This is a genomic window from Rhizobium sp. NXC24 (assembly GCF_002944315.1).
Classification (GTDB): domain Bacteria; phylum Pseudomonadota; class Alphaproteobacteria; order Rhizobiales; family Rhizobiaceae; genus Rhizobium.
Map to the genome: position 1 here is coordinate 738734 of NZ_CP024314.1, position 16477 is coordinate 755210.

Genomic DNA, 16477 nt, shown 5'->3' on the forward strand with positions numbered 1-16477 from the left:
TGCCGAACCCTTTTCACTAGGCGCTCCGCTGTCGCCTACCTAATGCGTCGGAAACCATGTGGTCAGGATCATTTTGATAAGAGCTTGCCCACAGGGAACCAATTCAAAATCGCCTTTATCGAGAGCCCATTCGGCGACCAATCCTCCAATGACCGCAGTCAAAGCGGAAGCGGCGGTATCTGCCGACCACGGCGGAGGCAACGGCTTGTCGGCATCCATGGAGTGGAAAATTCTCGCAAAATGCTCCTGCATATCATGCCGGAATGAGTCCGTGCTGTCCGCCGCATCATCACAAAATGCCATGTCGAGATACATGATGACTTTCAGTAGCCCGCGTTTGCGAGGCTCCTGCTGAAGCTCTGCGAACGTCGCCGAAATCGTATCTATGAGCAGCTCAAGCGGATTGGGCGGATGTCCTTCGGCAATTCGCTCCGCAAGTTCCTGGAAGGGCTGCTGCGCCTTGTCGCGGATCGAAAACAAGAGACCTTGCTTGTTCTTGAAATGCCAGTGAACTGCGCCGCGGGTAACACCGGCCGCCGAGGCTATTTCGTCCAGCGTGACATTTTCGTAGCCGTTGTCGAGAAACAGCGCCTCCGCCGAGCGTAATATCTCACGTCTGGTTTCAGCCGCTTCCTCCTTTGTGCGTCTCATTCATTCCCCTCCAATTTCCGCGCCGCGCCCCTTCAGCTCTGTCACAATAGTCATAACGTCGATTATTGTGCTTACAACACCGTTACCTTGCGCGATGTTTTCCCCGGTTATTCTACGGCTGTTACGGCGCGCGGTCACCGACGACCTCGAAGGCGGCCCTCGTTCGAACAAAGCCGCTCCTTCTTGGGGCGGCAAGCCCGGCTACCTGGCGGATTTCTGCGTGCTGCCGGTATATGTCCGGCTAATGTCGGTAAAGCCGCTCGATGATTCAAAATCAAACATTCTTTGGGTTACCAGAGCGGCCGCGCCGCGGGCCCAAGAATTATCTTCCCAGTCCGGAAGCAGGGGAGGCGCCGTTCTGAAGGTCCTGGCGGCAAGGGCTTCCCGAAGTGGTCCGAGAAAATGTTCGCCAAGCGAGACGGCTTCGCCGCCGGCAACGATGACTTCCGGGTCCGTGACATTGACGAGATTGGCGAGCGCCGTTCCTATGCTTTTGCCGGAATGTTCGACAAGCGCGACTGCCGTCGGATCGCCGGCAGCCAAAGCGCTGCGCAGTTCAGGAAGGCCTCGATCCTCGCCATGTCCGGTTGCCTCGCGCCAACGTCGCAAGATCGACGCTTCGGAATGATATGCCATCAGACAGCCGCGTTTGCCGCATTCGCATATCCGGCCATTTTCTTCATAAAGCGTATGCCCGAACTTGCCGGCCGCACCATTTGCGCCGCGATAGAGCTTTCCCTCGATGACGAGCGCGCAGCTTATGCCGACGCCGACAGCGAGAACGGCCATGTTGCGATGCTGCCTCCCCAAGCCAAAAAGTTGCTGGGCGATGGCATAGGCGTTGGTGTCGTCTTCCAGCCAGACCGGCACGTTGGCGCGATTCGCCACAAGCGAGGCGAGGGGAACATTGTCCCAATTGAAGCGATGACTGCGGACGCATGCGGTCTGTTCATCATTGATAACGCCGGGCATGGAGATGCCGATCCCTGCCAGCTTGGCATGCGGTCGTCCGGCGAGCTTGACCATTTCGGGAACAGTGCTGGCCAGCAGGTCGGCAACGTAGTCCGGCTGGTGACCGGCAAGGGGGATCCGCATGGCCGCCACGGGATTGGTCGCAAGGTCTGTTGCGACGCATTCGACGGAATCCACCATCAACTTGAACCCGACCACGAGCCCGTGCTCATAGTTGATCTGTACCGGGATCGGGCGCCTGCCGGTGAGGCCGGTTACGGCTTGGCCTTCGACAACGATGCCTTCCTCGCACAAGTCGCCGACAACGAACGTCACAGCCGCAGGGCTTAGCCCTGTGACTGTCGCGATATCGGCGCGGCTTCTCGGTCCCTCTCTCCGCAGGAGATTGAGGATCAGGCGTCGATTTAGCGCCCTTGCAGTGCTCTGGTCGCCTTTTAGCTTCAACTTCCGTTCCTTAATTTTGTAAATTAATTATTGCAAAGCTCCCGCAATCTATGCATAAGTTCACCCGCCGATCAACTCCGGAAGCGGTTTCCGCCCTGAGAATAGCGACAAATCGGCGCGTTGAATGCCTGGCTTGCATCCCGAGGAGGAGGGGCTCGCCAGGACGTGTTGATGGATCAACTGGGAGGAATTCAATGGTGCATTCAAAACAAATCTTTCCGTCCACCCGCCGCAATTTCCTGAAGGGCGCAGGCGCAATATCAGCGGCCGCTTTGGCGGGCGGCCTGTCGGCACCCGCTATTGCCCAGGCGCAGAAGGTCACGGTGATCTCGGCGGAGAACAATGCGGAGGCGCTTGCAGCGCTGAAGAAAATCGCCGAGGCTTTCGGAAAGGAAGCCGGGGTCAGCGTCGTCATCAACAACATGGATCACGAGGCCCACAAGACGGCCATTCGCAACTACCTTGTTGCCGGTGCGCCTGACATTTGCACGTGGTTTTCGGGCAATCGCATGCGTGCTTTCGTAAAACGCGGCCTGTTCGATGATATTTCCGATCTGTTCGAGAAGGAAAAATACAAGGATGTGCTCGGCGCAACGACGGGAACGGTTACGGTCGAAGGCAAGCAATATGGCCTGCCGACCGGCGGCACCCTTTGGGGGATGTTCTACCGTAAGGATGTCTTCGATCAGCATGGCCTGACTGTGCCGACGACGGCCGAGGAATTTGTGGCTTACGGCGACAAGTGCAAGGCCGCCGGTCTCACGCCGATCGCCATGGGAACCAAGGAGCTTTGGCCGGCTGCCGGCTGGTTCGATCAAATGAACCTGCGCATCAATGGCCTCGACAAGCACATGGCGCTGATGAACGGCGAGATGAGCTATCTCGACCCATCCCTGAAGCCGGTTTTCGATCAATGGGAAGGGATGATCAACAAGGAGTTCTTCACCGCCAATCACACGTCATTCGGCTGGCAGGAGGCCGCAGCGCTGCTTGCCCAGAAAAAGGCCGGCATGATGAATCTCGGCGCCTTTTTGAAGTCTGCCTTCACCGCCGAGGATTTGCCGCAACTGTCCTATGCCACTTTCCCGGTTCTGGACCCGAAGGTCGGTCACTTCGAAGAATTCTCGGTCAATTCGATCCATATTCCCGCAAACGCGAAGAACAAGCAGGGCGCTCGCGAATTCCTTGCCTATTTCTATAAACCGGAAAATCTCGCGGCCTATCTGGAGCCCGGCGGAAACGTACCACCGCGCAACGATCTTCCGCCCAGCAAGGACCCGCTCGTCAACGTGGCAGTCGAGACCTTGAAGAAGCTGCAGGGAGCTTCTCAGTATTACGATCGCGACAGCGACCCCGATATGGCCCAGGCCGGCCTTGTCGGCTTCCAGGAATTCATGGCGAAGCCTGATCGGCGCGACTCCATTCTTCAGCGCCTCGAAGGGACCCGCAAGCGCATCTACAAACTCTAGTTCTCCTCCCGGTGACCGGGGAGCGGAAGCGCGCTTCCGCTCCCTCATAACTCCAATGAGGCTCTGGATATGTTGATGATTTGGCGCCGCCAACGTTGGTGGCTCACTCCCACTTTGCTTATCGCGCCGGCGATCCTGCTCTTTTTCACGGTCATCCTGTTGTCGGCCGTGCGGAGCGTCTGGATCAGTTTTCACGAGTGGGACGGCTTCGGCCCGATGAACTGGATCGGTTTCGGGAACTACATCGAACTCTACAATGATCCGCAATTTTACGTTTCGCTGAAGAACAATCTCATCTGGCTGATCATGTTCATGGCCGCACCGCCGCTCGGGCTGGCCATAGCATTGCTGGTCAATCAGAAAATAAGGGGCATGCGCTTCCTGAAGTCGCTGTTCTTCATCCCGCTGGTGCTGGCTTCGGTCACAGTCGGGATCGTGTTCACATGGGTCTATACGCCGGAGTTCGGACTTCTTGCCCTGATCTTCAAGGCATTTGGCGCGACCGCCCCAGCCGTTCTTTCGGACGAGCATTTCGTGACGTTTGCGATCGTCATCGCAGCACTTTGGCCGCAGGTCACGTTCTGCATGGTTCTCTATCTCGCGGGGCTGAACAATCTGAGCGAGGAGCTCATAGGTGCTGGCCGCGTGGACGGGGCGAGGGGATGGAACATGCTTTGGCACATCGTCCTGCCTCAACTGACGCAGGTGACCTTCATCGCCATCGCGGTGACGGTGGTCGGCGCGCTTCGATCCTTTGACATGATCTCCGTCATGACGGCCGGCGGCCCGTTCGGATCGTCTTCCGTGCTGGCCTATCAGATGTACGAGCAATCGATCTTCTCCTATCGCTTCGGCTACGGAGCGGCGATCGCATCCGTTCTCTTCGTGATCATGGCCGCATTCATCGCCTGGTACCTGTCACGCATCATTCGCACAGAAGAGAGAGGTGGCTGATGTATCCTCGCCCTATTCCGGAAACAGCCATCTGGCAGCGACGGTTTTATGTGCTGGCGGTGCTGCTTGTTCTCCTGCTTTGGCTCTGCCCTCTGTTTGCGATCATCCTGACGTCGTTCCGTTCGACGACCGATGTCATGAGTGGCAATCTGTGGGGGTGGCCGACCGAGCTTGGTCTGATCGATAATTATACCGCGGTCTTCACCCAGACCCCGATGGCCCAGTATTTCCTGAACAGCCTAACGATTACCATTCCTTCGGTAATCGGCGTCCTGGTTCTGAGCACGCTCGCGGGCTTTGTTCTCTCCCGCTACCGCTTTCCGGGCAATATGCTGATCTTTGCGCTCTTCGTCGGCGGCAATTTCCTGCCGCACCAGATCATGATGATCCCCGTGCGCGATCTTATGGTGCGGCTGAATCTCATCGATACGACGTCGGCGCTGATCATCTTCCACGTTGCCTTCCAGACAGGATTTGCGACGCTTTTCATGCGGAATTTCATCGCGGCCTTGCCCGATGAACTCTTTCAGGCTGCCCGCGCGGAAGGCGCGACACCTATCCAGACGCTGATACATGTTGCGGTGCCGCTGGTCCGGCCGGCTCTCGCGGCGTTGGCCATTCTGATCTTTACGTTCATCTGGAACGACTACTTCTGGGCGGTGGTGCTGACGGTCAGCGACTCCGTGAAGCCCGTGACTGCCGGTCTGGCCAATCTGCGCGGGGAATGGGTTTCGGCATGGAACCTCATCTCGGCAGGCACGATCGTCGTCGCGGTGCCGCCTGTCGTCATGTTCTTCCTCATGCAGCGCCATTTCATCGCCGGTCTGACCATGGGGGCCGTCAAAGGATGAGCGAGACGGCATTTCCTTTCCCAGAACTCAAGAGTCCAACAGCAGAGAGCCAGGAAACATGACCAGCCTCGAACTGCGACAGATCAATAAGAACTATGGTGCATACCATGCATTGCGCGGGATCGACCTTGCCGTGGAGCAGGGCGAGTTCATCGTCATGGTCGGACCTTCCGGCTGCGGCAAGTCGACCCTGCTTAAGACCATTGCCGGTCTGGAAGGGATTTCGTCCGGCCAGATCCTGATCAATGGCCGCGACGTCAGCAAGGAAGAGCCGGGGGATCGTGGCATCGCCATGGTTTTCCAGTCCTATGCCCTTTACCCGCATATGACCGTGGCGGAGAACATGGGCTTTGGCCTGCGCATGGCCAAGCGGCCCAAGGCAGAAATCGATGCCGCCGTCGCACGCGCCGCCAAGATCCTGCGCATCACCGATCAGCTTGAGAAGCGGCCCAAGCAATTATCCGGCGGCCAGCGGCAGCGCGTTGCCATCGGCCGTGCCATTACCCGTTCTCCCGACGTGTTCCTCTTCGATGAACCACTCTCGAATCTCGACGCGGCGCTGAGGACGCAGATGCGCGTCGAATTGAGCAGCCTGCATACGGAACTCGGCGCGACCATGGTCTACGTAACCCACGATCAGGTGGAGGCCATGACCATGGCGAGCCGGATCGTGGTGCTGAACCAGGGTGTGATCGAACAGGTAGGCTCACCGCTGGAGCTCTACCGAAATCCGGAAAATCTCTTCGTTGCGGGCTTCCTTGGGGCTCCGAGAATGAACTTCCTTGCCGTAACCGTGGACGAAGTCTCCGGTCGAGAGGTTCGGGTCTCTGCTCCAGGCATCGTCCCGCTGACGGTCGAATTGTCCGATGGAGTGGCCCTGCAGAAGGGCGCCGATCTGACGCTGGGTGTCCGGCCGGAAAACATATCGATCGTCACCGACGTCGCGCATGGTGGTGCGATCGAAGGGCAGGTGCAACTGGTTGAGCACCTCGGTCGCGAGACCATCCTCTATGTTGATGCCGGCAGCCTGCGTACCATCGCCTCGGAAAGCGGCACCGGAAATATCACCGTCCAGCTTAGCTATGTCGCGCCGTTCACATCTGGCCAGGCTGTGGCTCTGAAGCTCGACGCCAGGGAGCTCTATCTCTTCTCATCGATCGGCGGACGCACGATCAGTGCCCGCAAAACCATCATAGACAAATGAATTCGGGAAATAAGACCGTGTCTGACAAGAACATTGCTGCGACCCCATCCGCTTGGAATACCGTTAAAACCGACCGCTTTCTCGTCGGTGCCCCGCATTATCCCGAGCATGTCGACGAAAGCTACTGGGAGCGCGATGCCGAACGCATGGCGAAGGCGGGCTTCAACGTGGTGAGAATGGCGGAATTCGCCTGGCATATCCTCGAGCCCAGGCTTGGCACCTTTGATTTTGATCTGTTCGACCGCGCCATAGCCATGCTCGGGCGGCACGGGATCGATACCATCATGTGCACGCCTACGGCCACGCCGCCGCGCTGGCTGACCGTTGCTCATCCGGAGATCCTGCGCGTGGACGGCAAAGGCCGTCCCATGAGCCATGGATCGCGTCAGCATTGCGATACGGCAAGCCCTGTGTTCCGCGAACACAGCCGGCGCATTACCAAGACAATGGCCGAACACTATCGAAACAATCCGCATGTTGTCGGCTGGCAGACCGACAATGAGCTAAACACGAGCATGCCGGAGAGCTATTCAAAGGGGACATTGAGCGAATTTCAGATCTTTCTCGCCGAGAAGTACGGCGATATTGGCAAGCTGAACGCTGCATGGGGCGGTGACTTCTGGGCAACTGCCTATGATAGTTTCGACCAGGTCGTGCTTCCGATCGAATTCGGCCCGACCTTCCCCAGTCCCGGCCATGTGCAGGATTACCACCGCTTCCTTGCGTTTGCGACCGCACGGTTTCAGCACGATCAGGTCGAGATCCTGCGGGCCACGAACCCGTCGTGGTTCGTCTTCCACAATCTCGGCGGCTTGCGGGATATCGACTTCCGCGGTCAGTTCACCACGGATCTCGATTTCGTCGGCTACGACATCTATCCGATGCTCTACGATGAGTTTCAGCGCATCGGAAATCACGCAAAGGTTCAGGCACTGCACCTGGATATATGCCGCGGCTTTTCGGGGAACTACATCGTGCCGGAGCAACAGTCCGGCTTCGGCAGCCAGCCGGGCTTCTGCACGCTGACGCCAGAGCCGGGCGAGCTTCGGCGCATGGCCATGTCATCGGTCGCACACGGCGCGGACGGGTTGATGTTCTTCCGCTGGCGTCCGGCCCATTTCGGCGCCGAGATCTACTGGATGGGCATCATCGACCACGACGACGTCGGGCGCCATCGCTATGAGGAAGCCAAGCAGTTTGCGACCGAAATGACGGCGCTGAAGGACAAGATCCTGGGTACCTATGTTCGCATGGATGTAGGCATCGCCGGCTCGGACTTTGACAATCAGGAAGCCCATAAGACCTACGCAATCGGACTGCCAAGCCCGCAGGACGACGCGGTTCTTCTGCATCAATATTGCTACGATCGCGGCATCGCTTGCGGCTTCATCCATCCTGAGGATGATCTGTCGAAGCTGAAGCTGTTCTATGTTCCGCATTGGGTGATGTGGAAGGATGAATGGACCGAAAAACTCAAAGCGTTCGCGGAGCAGGGCGGCACTGTCGTTATCGGCGCACGTACCGGAACGCGGAATGAGGACAATCACGTCATCCGGCAGACGGCCCCGGGCACGTCTCTTTCCAACCTCACTGGCGTACGGGTCGAAGACTTCGGTCGTCTTGCTGCCCCGGGCGCCAACGGACTGTTCGACGTGATGGAACGATCCGGTGGCCTGGTGGTGCCGCCAAACAAGCCCGCTGAATCCCATCGCAGGACGCGCCGTTTCAAGATCGGCAACCAGGAACTGCCCGCCGGGCACTTCTACGAAAATCTCTTGGTCGACCCGGATGTCGAGATCGTCTCCGCCTGGTCCAATCGCTATGCGGACGGTCTACCCATGGCGACGTCGCGCAAGGTCGGCAAGGGTCAGGTCGTCTATGTCGGCACCTATCTCACGCCCGAGCTGACGGCTGCACTGGCCGAACGGCTGTTCCCGGCGGCAGGTGTGCAGCCGCTGGTGGACGATCTTCCTGATGGCGTCGAGGTCACCATGCGCATGAATGACGAACGCAGGCTACTGTTCATCCAAAACTACACCGATCAGCCCGCAAGCCTCACCGCCGTGGCGCCCGGCAAGAACCTTCTCGATAGTGGAAAAGCCGTTGTGGGCGGTCTCGATCTCGCTGGCTATGACTGCGCCATCATCGAATTGGAGCATTGAGCCGCGTCGAGCAACTTAATGTGATCGGGGAAAGCGGGAACGGGATAGCGCAAACGAGATTAGGAACATGACGATCGGCTGAACTGTCCGGTCGGCGCTGAGTTTTGCCCTACAGATTCTTATGAAAGGATGGATCTATGAAGTGGCATGTTCCGAAATTCGTAGAGGTAAGCTGCGGCATGGAAATTAACCGGTATGCGCCCGCCGATGGTTCCGAGCCGGTGCTGTTCTTATCCTTGATCATTTGAAAGCAACAGGTTGACGACCCGATTTCTTGTCCTAGGTGCTGCCGCAGGCGGAGGCTTGCCGCAGTGGAACTGCGGTTGTCCGACCTGTGTGGCGGCGCGGCTGGGCGATCTTGCTCCGCAGACGCAAGCGTCATTGGCCGTGAGCGTCGATGGTCGCGCTTGGCTGGTCGTGGACGCGTCCCCGGATATCTGCCAGCAGTTGCGCAATCAGCCTGAGCTGTGGCCGCAGGAATTACGCGACAGCCCCTTCAAAAGCATTATGCTGACGAGCGGCGATATCGACCATGTCGCCGGTCTGCTGACATTGCGGGAAAAGCAGCCCTTCGAGCTGTTCGCGACCCGCGCTTTGCTGGAGACGTTGGAGCAAAATCCGATTTACGGGGTGCTCGATCCTCTTCATGTGCGCCAAAATCCGATCGAGCTCGAAACGCCATTTTTTCCGCTCGATGATCTGGAGGCGAGGCTCTTCGCCGTCGCCGGCAAGGTTCCGCTCTATCTCGAAAAGGATGAGCCGGAACTCGGGGTCGAAAGCGAGCAGACCGTGGGCGTCGAATTCCGCATTGGCGCGCAGCGTGTCCTCTACATTCCCGGTTGCGGCGGTGTAAGCGTGGCCTTGGCGGATCGGATTGCTGGCGCGGAACTGCTATTCTTCGATGGCACGGTGTTCACCGATGACGAGATGATCCGGATGGGCACCGGCCAGAAGACGGGACGGCGAATGGGACATGTCCCGATCAGCGGTCCCGGCGGCAGCCTCGAGGCACTGTCGCGTCTGCCGATCGGGCGGTGCATCTATATTCACGTCAACAATACCAACCCTGTTTGGCGGGCCGGAGCGGAACGAGCGCAACTTGAGCGACACGGTTTCGCCGTCGGCTATGACGGAATGGAGGTCACGCTTGCGACAGGCTGCCGATAGAGAAGCGTTCGAGGCGCGCCTGCGCGCAGTGGGCGAGGCTCGCTATCACGACAAGCATCCATTTCACCAGCAACTGCACGCGGGCCAATGCGACATGACGCAGGTCCGAGCCTGGGTCATCAACCGGTACTACTATCAGAGCCATATTCCGATGAAGGATGCCGCCTTCTTGTCGCGCTGCGAGGATCCGCAGTTGCGGCGGGCATGGCGCAAGCGCATCGAGGATCACGATGGCGGCATTGAAGATGGAGGTGGGATTCGCCGCTGGTTGAAGCTCGCCGAGGCCGTAAGCCTGGATCCAGACTATGTTGCCTCGATGCGCGGCGTGCTTGCTGGCACGCGATTTGCCGTGGATGCCTATGTTCATTTCGTCCGCGAGAAGCCGATGCTGGAAGCGGTCGCCTCGTCGCTGACGGAGATGTTCGCCCCGGCTATCCACGCCCACCGCATCGCCGGCCTGATCGAACATTATGCCTTCGCCAATGAAGGCGCGCTCGCATACTTCCGGCAGCGCCTCAACGAAGCGCCGAAAGAAGTTGCGTTCGGTCTCAACTATGTTCTCGATCACGCCGACACGCTTGAAAAGCAGGATGCGACTGTCGCTGCGCTGACGTTCAAGACTGATGTCCTGTGGTCGCAGCTCGATGCGCTCTCCCATGCCTATGTCAGTCCGGGACACATTCCGCCCGGCGGCTGGGATGGCCGCGAAGGTGTGACCGCTATGCAGGAAGGGGAGAACGAGGGGAGAGCATCATGAGCGAAGAGGGTGCCCCCAAGATCGATGGACTGACAATCGCCGGGCTCGCGCGTGGGGTCAGGCTCCGCGAGGATGCCGCTCGCGGGCAGACGATCCTGCTTGCACCCGAACGCGCGCTCGCGCTCGACGAGATTGCGGTGGCGATCATCAAGGCCCTCGACGGCGTGAGAACGCTGGATGAAATCGCCGCCGGATTTGCGCAGGAATTTCAGGCGCCGAAGGATGAGATCCTCAACGACATGATTGCCTTCGTCCGCGAGTTCGCAACCAGGCGGATGCTGGAGTTAAGCTGATGAGCGAGTATCTTCAAGGAGATGAGAAGCAGCGCATCATCGCTGCGCCGCCACCGATCGCCATGCTGGCGGAATTGACGCATCGCTGCCCGCTTGCCTGCCCCTATTGCTCCAATCCGCTGGAGCTGACGCAAAACCGGCACGAACTGGCAACGGAAGAATGGATTGCCGCCTTCAGGCAGGCGGCTAAATTGGGCGTCCTGCATCTGCACCTGTCCGGCGGCGAACCGGCCGCCCGTCGCGATCTGGTCGCCCTGACGGCGGGAGCTGCTTCTTGCGGTCTCTACAGCAATCTCATCACCTCCGGCATTGGATTGACGCAGCTTCGCCTCGCCGAACTGGCCAATGCCGGATTGGATCACATCCAGCTTTCGATCCAGGGTGCGACTGTGGAGGTAGCCGACCATGTCAGCAACTACGCAGGCGGCTATGCCCGCAAACTGGCGGTCTCCGGCTGGATAGGCGAGATTGGCATTCCACTGACCGTCAATGCTGTTTGCCACAAACAAAATATACATCAGGTTGGCGATATGATCGCATTGGCAGTCAAGCTAGGTGCGCGCCGGATAGAGGTCGCGACCGTGCAATTCCATGGATGGGCCGAAAAAAACCGCGCTGCTTTGATGCCGACGTGCGCACAGGTCGAAAGGACGAAGGCGCTTATCGAGGAAGAGCGCAGAAGGCTGGAGGGCATCCTCGTCATCGATTACGTTCCCGCCGATCACCATTCGCGCTATCCAAAGGATTGCATGGGAGGCTGGGACCGCACCGGGCTCAACATTACCCCGTCGGGGCGCGTACTGCCTTGCCACGCCGCCGAGACGATTCCGTTCCTCACATTCGACAATGTGCGTAACAAGCCACTGGCGGAAATCTGGTATCGCAGCAGCGCTTTCAACGCCTATCGCGGCGAGGATTGGATGCAGGAACCCTGCCGCAGTTGCGCCCGCAAACACATCGATCATGGCGGCTGTCGCTGCCAGGCTATGGCACTTGCGGGTCATGCAGATGCAACCGATCCCGTCTGTATCCGTTCGCCGCTGCATACACATATCTTGGACCAGGCGGAGGCGGATGGCCTAAGCGAACCGCCTGCCTTTATTTATCGAGGGCGTGCATGATCGTGCATAGCGCCGTCAGCTAAAGTCGGATGCCCGGCGCTTCGTGTGCCGAGCGATATCAGCGGGTCAGGTTGTCAATCGGGACGCGCAAATGAATTCGAAGCCCTTCCGGCCTCCATTCCCGCGTGATCGATCCATTGAGCGATCCTTCGACGGTCACCCGCTCAAGCTGGGATCCGAAGCCGGAGCTCGGCCCAGGCGCCGTAACAGCCGGGCCCCCGGTTTCTGTCCAGATGAGACTGAGCTCGCCGTCCGTCACCAGCTCGATCGTGATCTGTCCCTCTGGAAGGGAAAGCGCGCCGTATTTCATCGCGTTGGTCGCGAATTCATGTAGCAGCAATGCCAAGGATGTCAGCGCGGAACCTCCAACCGGGGCATCCGAGCCATGAATCTGTATTCTCTGCCGGTCATCCTCCCGATGAACGGCCAGAACCGCGTCAAAGAGGGAAAAGAGGCTGGTCGACGATCGAGCAGTTACATCTCCGGAAAGATCCGGCAATGTCAGATCATGAGCGCGAGCCAAGGAAACGATCCGTCTGCGCAGATTGTCGGCGAGATCCTGCGCGCTCGTGGCCGATCGCTGGCTCATGGTGATAAGCGCATTGGTGATCGCGAACAGGTTCTTGATACGATGGTTCATCTCCCGCAGGAGCAGCGTCTGGCGTTCGCGCTCACGTTTGCGCTCGGAAATGTCCCGGGCGATCTTCGACGCTCCGATAATCGCCCCGTCCCCATTGCGGATCGGCGACACGGTAAGGGAGACATCGACCAGGCTGCCATCCTTGCGCCGGCGCACCGTTTCATAGTGATCGACCCGTTCGCCTTGACGGATTCGCCCTATGATCGTTGTTTCCTCGTGAAGTCGCTCATCCGGGATCAGAACGGTAATCGGCTGGCCAATCATTTCTGCCCCCGTAAATCCGAACAGGCGTTCGGCGCCCAGGTTCCAGCTCGTGATGATGCCGCCGAGGGTCTTGCTGATGATCGCGTCATCGGAATTTTCAACAATCGCAACCAGCCAGGCATCTGCCGAAGGTGCATGCGGGCCCAATTGGTGGGTGAGATTCTCGCTCAAGCTTCTACTCGGAGTAGGTTCGATTTCGTTCGCTGCCCCCTCGGAATCTGATGCTGACACGGAGGCCAAAGAAACCGTTTCGTCGGCCATCATCGCCTTTCCTTTCCCCATCATCATCTCCCGGACGGTAGAGGTCGTAACGGACCCACCCTGTCCACACGCGAAGGTAGCCACAACCAGTATTGCCGCCGCTCGACAGTTCAACGCCGCTGTTGCCGCGTCTGATATCGAGGCTGCGTGCATTCGCGCATCGTCTGCGGATCGGCCGCTGATCAACCCTTCGGCAATCGCAATTGCGTGATTCGCAGATCGATGAGAAGGGCTCCGGGAACAACGGGTTTCTGCAGATGTTCGATACGCATTCCAACTAGCATTATGGCAAATCGATATGACCAATCAAGCCCTTCACTCGACTGCTCGGATCGCCAAACATCCAATTCATCCCATGCTGGTGCCTTACCCAATCGCCTGCTTCGTCGGCACTCTCTTGACGGATCTGGCTTACTGGCGAACGGCCGAAATGATGTGGGCAAATTTCTCTGCGTGGTTGTTGACGGCCGGCTTGTTGATGGGCCTGCTCGCAGCCATTGCAGGTCTGATCGATTTCCTCGGCGACCGGCTCATTCGAGCGCTTTGGCCCGCCTGGCCGCATGTTTTGGGCAATGTCCTCGTTCTGATCCTATCCTTCTTCAACGCCCTGGTGCACAGCCGCGACGCCTGGACCTCAGTTGTCCCCACGGGTCTCATCCTTTCCGCCGTGGTGGTGGCGATTATCCTCTTCACCGGCTGGATGGGATGGGCGCTCGTCTACCGTTACCATGTGGGAGTCGACTGATGTTCAACAATCGGACGAATGTGACAACGCGCTTCAAGGGAGTAGCGCTCGTATGCGGCACGATGCTGGTCCTTTCCGGCTGCAGCCGTGACGAGCCGGACCCGAGCGCGGAGATCGGACCAAATCCGGTGCTGCCGGCCCAAACGCAATATCTAATCCCTCCGATGCATGTCGCCTCCGTCGTCGGATGGAAGAACGGCGAGAAGCCGACGGTCGCGCAAGGGATGCAAATCCAGGCATTCGCAACGGACCTAAAGCATCCGCGTTCGGTTTATTTGCTGCCGAACGGGGACGTGCTTGCAGTTGAATCGATTGCACCGCCGGAGGCATCCGCAAAACGTCCAAAAGACTTCATTATGGGGTGGATTGAATCGCTTGCGACGTCGGGTGATGGCAATGAAGTAAGCAACCGCATCACTCTGCTGCGGGACGCCGACGGTGACGGCGTCGCAGAGGTCAAGAACGTGCTCCTCGACCATCTCAATTCGCCCTTCGGCGTCGCACTCGTCGGCAACGATCTCTATGTCGCCAACACCGACGCGATCATGCGCTATCCCTATAAGCCGGGCGAGAAGAGCATTACCGAACCGGGTACGAAACTCACTGATCTGCCCGGCGGTCCCATCGATCATCACTGGACCAAGAGCCTTCTCGCCAGCCCCGATGGATCGTTGCTCTTCGTCGGCGTCGGATCCAACAGCAACATTACGGAAAACGGCATCCAGGCCGAAAAAGACCGTGCGTCCATCTGGGAAGTTGATCGGGCGACGGGACATTCGCGCATTTTCGCGGACGGGCTCAGGAATCCGAACGGTCTAAGCTGGGAGCCGCAGACGCAGGCGCTTTGGACTGTCGTCAACGAACGCGACGAATTGGGCCCTAATCTCGTGCCGGATTATATGACCTCGGTGAAGGAGGGCGGATTTTACGGCTGGCCCTACAGCTATTACGGTCAGAATGTCGACCCCCGAGTCATGCCGCAGCGACCTGATCTGGTCGCCAAGGCAATCGTGCCCGACTATGCGCTGAGCTCGCATGTGGCGCCTCTCGGCATGGCATTTTACACCGGCACCAACCTGCCTGAAGCCTATCGTGGCGGCGCGTTCGTTGGAGAGCATGGGAGCTGGAATCGTTACAATTTCAATGGATACAAAGTGATCTTCGTGCCGTTTCGCGACGGGCACCCCAATGGGATGCCACAGGATGTCGTCACCGGCTTTCTGAATGCCAATAACGAGGCCCGCGGCCGCCCCGTGGGTCTGGCGGTTGACAAAGCCGGCGCGCTGCTGGTTGCTGATGATGTCGGCAATACCGTTTGGCGCGTAACGGCCTCGGGCCGGTAAGCCTTTCACCTGAGCACAAAGAATAATTCGGTCGTCAAGCCGGCGAGCGTGCGATTTTCTTTTTCCGTCCGGGAACCTTCAATGCCGCCGTTGGTTCGAAAGCCGGATCGCGTGGAACTTGTCCCTTCTGCTAACGCCCGTCGCCGTCTGCGCGGTCCACCTCTCCTTTCAGAGCTTGTCATCAAAACCTCCCACATCAGGCATTCCTGGATATTCCGTCACGAACCGATGGCCCTCAATGCCGGTCTTTCATCGCTTCAATTATGACGTTGACGGGGGAAGCGCATCGAGAACGCCCAGAATGACGATAGTCGGCAGGGGCGCATAGGATCTCAGTTTGGTCATACCGTCCAATCCGACCAACACCATTTCGAATTCGTCATCGGCCGGACCTTGCAGGTCACGGCGGATGTCGTCGGCATTGAGCTCATACGGCTCCTCGAAGAGCTGAAAGACGCCTCCACCGGCGACCCTCAGCACGGCCACGTCACGATCGGTCAGGTTCCTTTCGTGATGCAGCAGCTCCTCTTCCTGCCTGATTGGCCGGTCATCATTGGAGCCCTCGAAGATCACGAGGACGTTACACCTGTTGCGAAACGATGCGAGGCTGGGACAGGGATCATCCAATTTGCCGCCTGCCCCAGCGAATTCTCTGAACAGGGACCTGAGCATCGGAAATTCTCCTTGTGGAAATGCTGCGCAGCATTGCTGCGTGAAATTCAAGCTATGAGGTGTCAGACATATAAATCCGCCAGCAGCTCGTCTTGTTCCCGAGGGCACCTCTCTTGGATCGAGGCCGGCAGCGGTTACTTCACGCTTCACAAAAAATCTGTCCCTGAAGGTTGAGGCCGCCCCGCATGCGCGCAACGCGCCGCTCGGCATCGATTATGTCATACGCCCAAAAGCTGATGCTGAAGATGCGGCCGTCGAACTCGTATTCGGCGAGGAAGCGAAACATGTGCCGCCCGAAGTCATCGATGGTGCGAAACTCGGCCTCCGGATTGCTCTCCTCCCGCCAAGCCTTCGAAAACTTGATAACGGTCATCACCAAAACTCCTGTTCTATTCGGTTTATTGGACCAAACCCATCAGGGGGGCGTTTGTTGCCTGTGGGAGGCGACGAGCGTCGGTTCCGGCGTCTTCGGCTGCATGGATCGCAATCAAAATGCCGAGGGCCGGG

At 58.6% G+C, this 16477-nt stretch carries 17 protein-coding genes; 12 read left to right on the forward strand and 5 right to left on the reverse strand.

All coding sequences use genetic code 11. The annotated features are described in order from the left end of the window. Window positions 1-39: 39 nt before the first annotated feature. Both NXC24_RS27515 and NXC24_RS27520 read right to left on the reverse strand, forming a co-directional pair. Entirely contained in the window at window positions 40-651 is a 612-nt protein-coding gene (locus tag NXC24_RS27515; RefSeq protein WP_104826554.1) for a TetR family transcriptional regulator, read from the reverse strand. A 201-nt stretch (window positions 652-852) separates the two neighbouring features. After that, complete coding sequence (locus NXC24_RS27520) at window positions 853-2067, reverse strand: ROK family protein (protein WP_104826555.1); 1215 nt, start codon at window positions 2065-2067, stop codon at window positions 853-855. Window positions 2068-2261: 194 nt separating this feature from the next. On the opposite strand from NXC24_RS27520, the gene NXC24_RS27525 reads away from it, so the two are divergent. The 10 genes from NXC24_RS27525 (at window position 2262) to pqqE (ending at window position 12045) form a co-directional block, all read left to right on the forward strand. After that, entirely contained in the window at window positions 2262-3536 is a 1275-nt protein-coding gene (locus NXC24_RS27525; protein WP_104826556.1) for an ABC transporter substrate-binding protein, read from the forward strand. A 69-nt stretch (window positions 3537-3605) separates the two neighbouring features. Continuing rightward, window positions 3606-4490, forward strand: a complete 885-nt coding sequence (locus NXC24_RS27530) for a sugar ABC transporter permease (protein WP_104826557.1) — start codon at window positions 3606-3608, stop codon at window positions 4488-4490. Then, window positions 4490-5341, forward strand: a complete 852-nt coding sequence (locus NXC24_RS27535) for a carbohydrate ABC transporter permease (protein ID WP_104826558.1) — start codon at window positions 4490-4492, stop codon at window positions 5339-5341. The genes NXC24_RS27530 and NXC24_RS27535 overlap by 1 nt, the downstream gene beginning before the upstream one ends. Before the next feature lie 58 nt (window positions 5342-5399). Next, the gene (gene ugpC, locus NXC24_RS27540; protein WP_104826559.1) at window positions 5400-6545 is read left to right on the forward strand and encodes a sn-glycerol-3-phosphate ABC transporter ATP-binding protein UgpC; all 1146 of its coding nucleotides are present in this window, start codon (window positions 5400-5402) and stop codon (window positions 6543-6545) included. 17 nt (window positions 6546-6562) lie between these two features. Next, a complete protein-coding gene (locus NXC24_RS27545) occupies window positions 6563-8707 on the forward strand; it encodes a beta-galactosidase (protein ID WP_104827863.1) in 2145 nt (714 codons plus the stop codon). A gap of 137 nt (window positions 8708-8844) precedes the next feature. Then, window positions 8845-8955: a pyrroloquinoline quinone precursor peptide PqqA gene (pqqA, locus tag NXC24_RS27550; RefSeq protein ID WP_104826560.1), complete on the forward strand. Its 111-nt coding sequence runs from the start codon at window positions 8845-8847 to the stop codon at window positions 8953-8955. A 55-nt stretch (window positions 8956-9010) separates the two neighbouring features. Then, the gene (gene pqqB, locus NXC24_RS27555; RefSeq protein WP_245464173.1) at window positions 9011-9874 is read left to right on the forward strand and encodes a pyrroloquinoline quinone biosynthesis protein PqqB; all 864 of its coding nucleotides are present in this window, start codon (window positions 9011-9013) and stop codon (window positions 9872-9874) included. Further along, window positions 9855-10631 (forward strand): pyrroloquinoline-quinone synthase PqqC, encoded by a 777-nt coding sequence (pqqC, locus tag NXC24_RS27560; RefSeq protein ID WP_104826562.1) that lies wholly within the window; start codon window positions 9855-9857, stop codon window positions 10629-10631. Before pqqB ends, pqqC begins: the two co-directional genes overlap by 20 nt. Next, entirely contained in the window at window positions 10628-10924 is a 297-nt protein-coding gene (gene pqqD, locus NXC24_RS27565; RefSeq protein ID WP_104826563.1) for a pyrroloquinoline quinone biosynthesis peptide chaperone PqqD, read from the forward strand. The genes pqqC and pqqD overlap by 4 nt, the downstream gene beginning before the upstream one ends. Next, window positions 10924-12045, forward strand: a complete 1122-nt coding sequence (gene pqqE, locus NXC24_RS27570; protein WP_104826564.1) for a pyrroloquinoline quinone biosynthesis protein PqqE — start codon at window positions 10924-10926, stop codon at window positions 12043-12045. Before pqqD ends, pqqE begins: the two co-directional genes overlap by 1 nt. Before the next feature lie 58 nt (window positions 12046-12103). Here pqqE and NXC24_RS27575 read toward each other — a convergent pair whose 3' ends face one another. Further along, window positions 12104-13120 carry a PAS domain S-box protein gene (locus NXC24_RS27575; protein WP_245464174.1) on the reverse strand — a complete coding sequence of 339 codons (1017 nt, stop codon included), beginning with the start codon at window positions 13118-13120 and terminating at the stop codon, window positions 12104-12106. A gap of 388 nt (window positions 13121-13508) precedes the next feature. On the opposite strand from NXC24_RS27575, the gene NXC24_RS27580 reads away from it, so the two are divergent. Continuing rightward, window positions 13509-13955, forward strand: a complete 447-nt coding sequence (locus tag NXC24_RS27580; protein ID WP_245464175.1) for a DUF2231 domain-containing protein — start codon at window positions 13509-13511, stop codon at window positions 13953-13955. Next, a complete protein-coding gene (locus NXC24_RS27585) occupies window positions 13955-15298 on the forward strand; it encodes a sorbosone dehydrogenase family protein (protein ID WP_104826565.1) in 1344 nt (447 codons plus the stop codon). Before NXC24_RS27580 ends, NXC24_RS27585 begins: the two co-directional genes overlap by 1 nt. A 261-nt stretch (window positions 15299-15559) precedes the next feature. Here the strand turns inward: NXC24_RS27585 and NXC24_RS27590 are convergent, their stop codons facing one another. Then, window positions 15560-15970 (reverse strand): DUF4174 domain-containing protein, encoded by a 411-nt coding sequence (locus tag NXC24_RS27590; protein WP_104826566.1) that lies wholly within the window; start codon window positions 15968-15970, stop codon window positions 15560-15562. Window positions 15971-16109: 139 nt separating this feature from the next. Then, window positions 16110-16343, reverse strand: a complete 234-nt coding sequence (locus NXC24_RS27595; RefSeq protein WP_104826567.1) for a hypothetical protein — start codon at window positions 16341-16343, stop codon at window positions 16110-16112. Window positions 16344-16477: the final 134 nt, after the last annotated feature.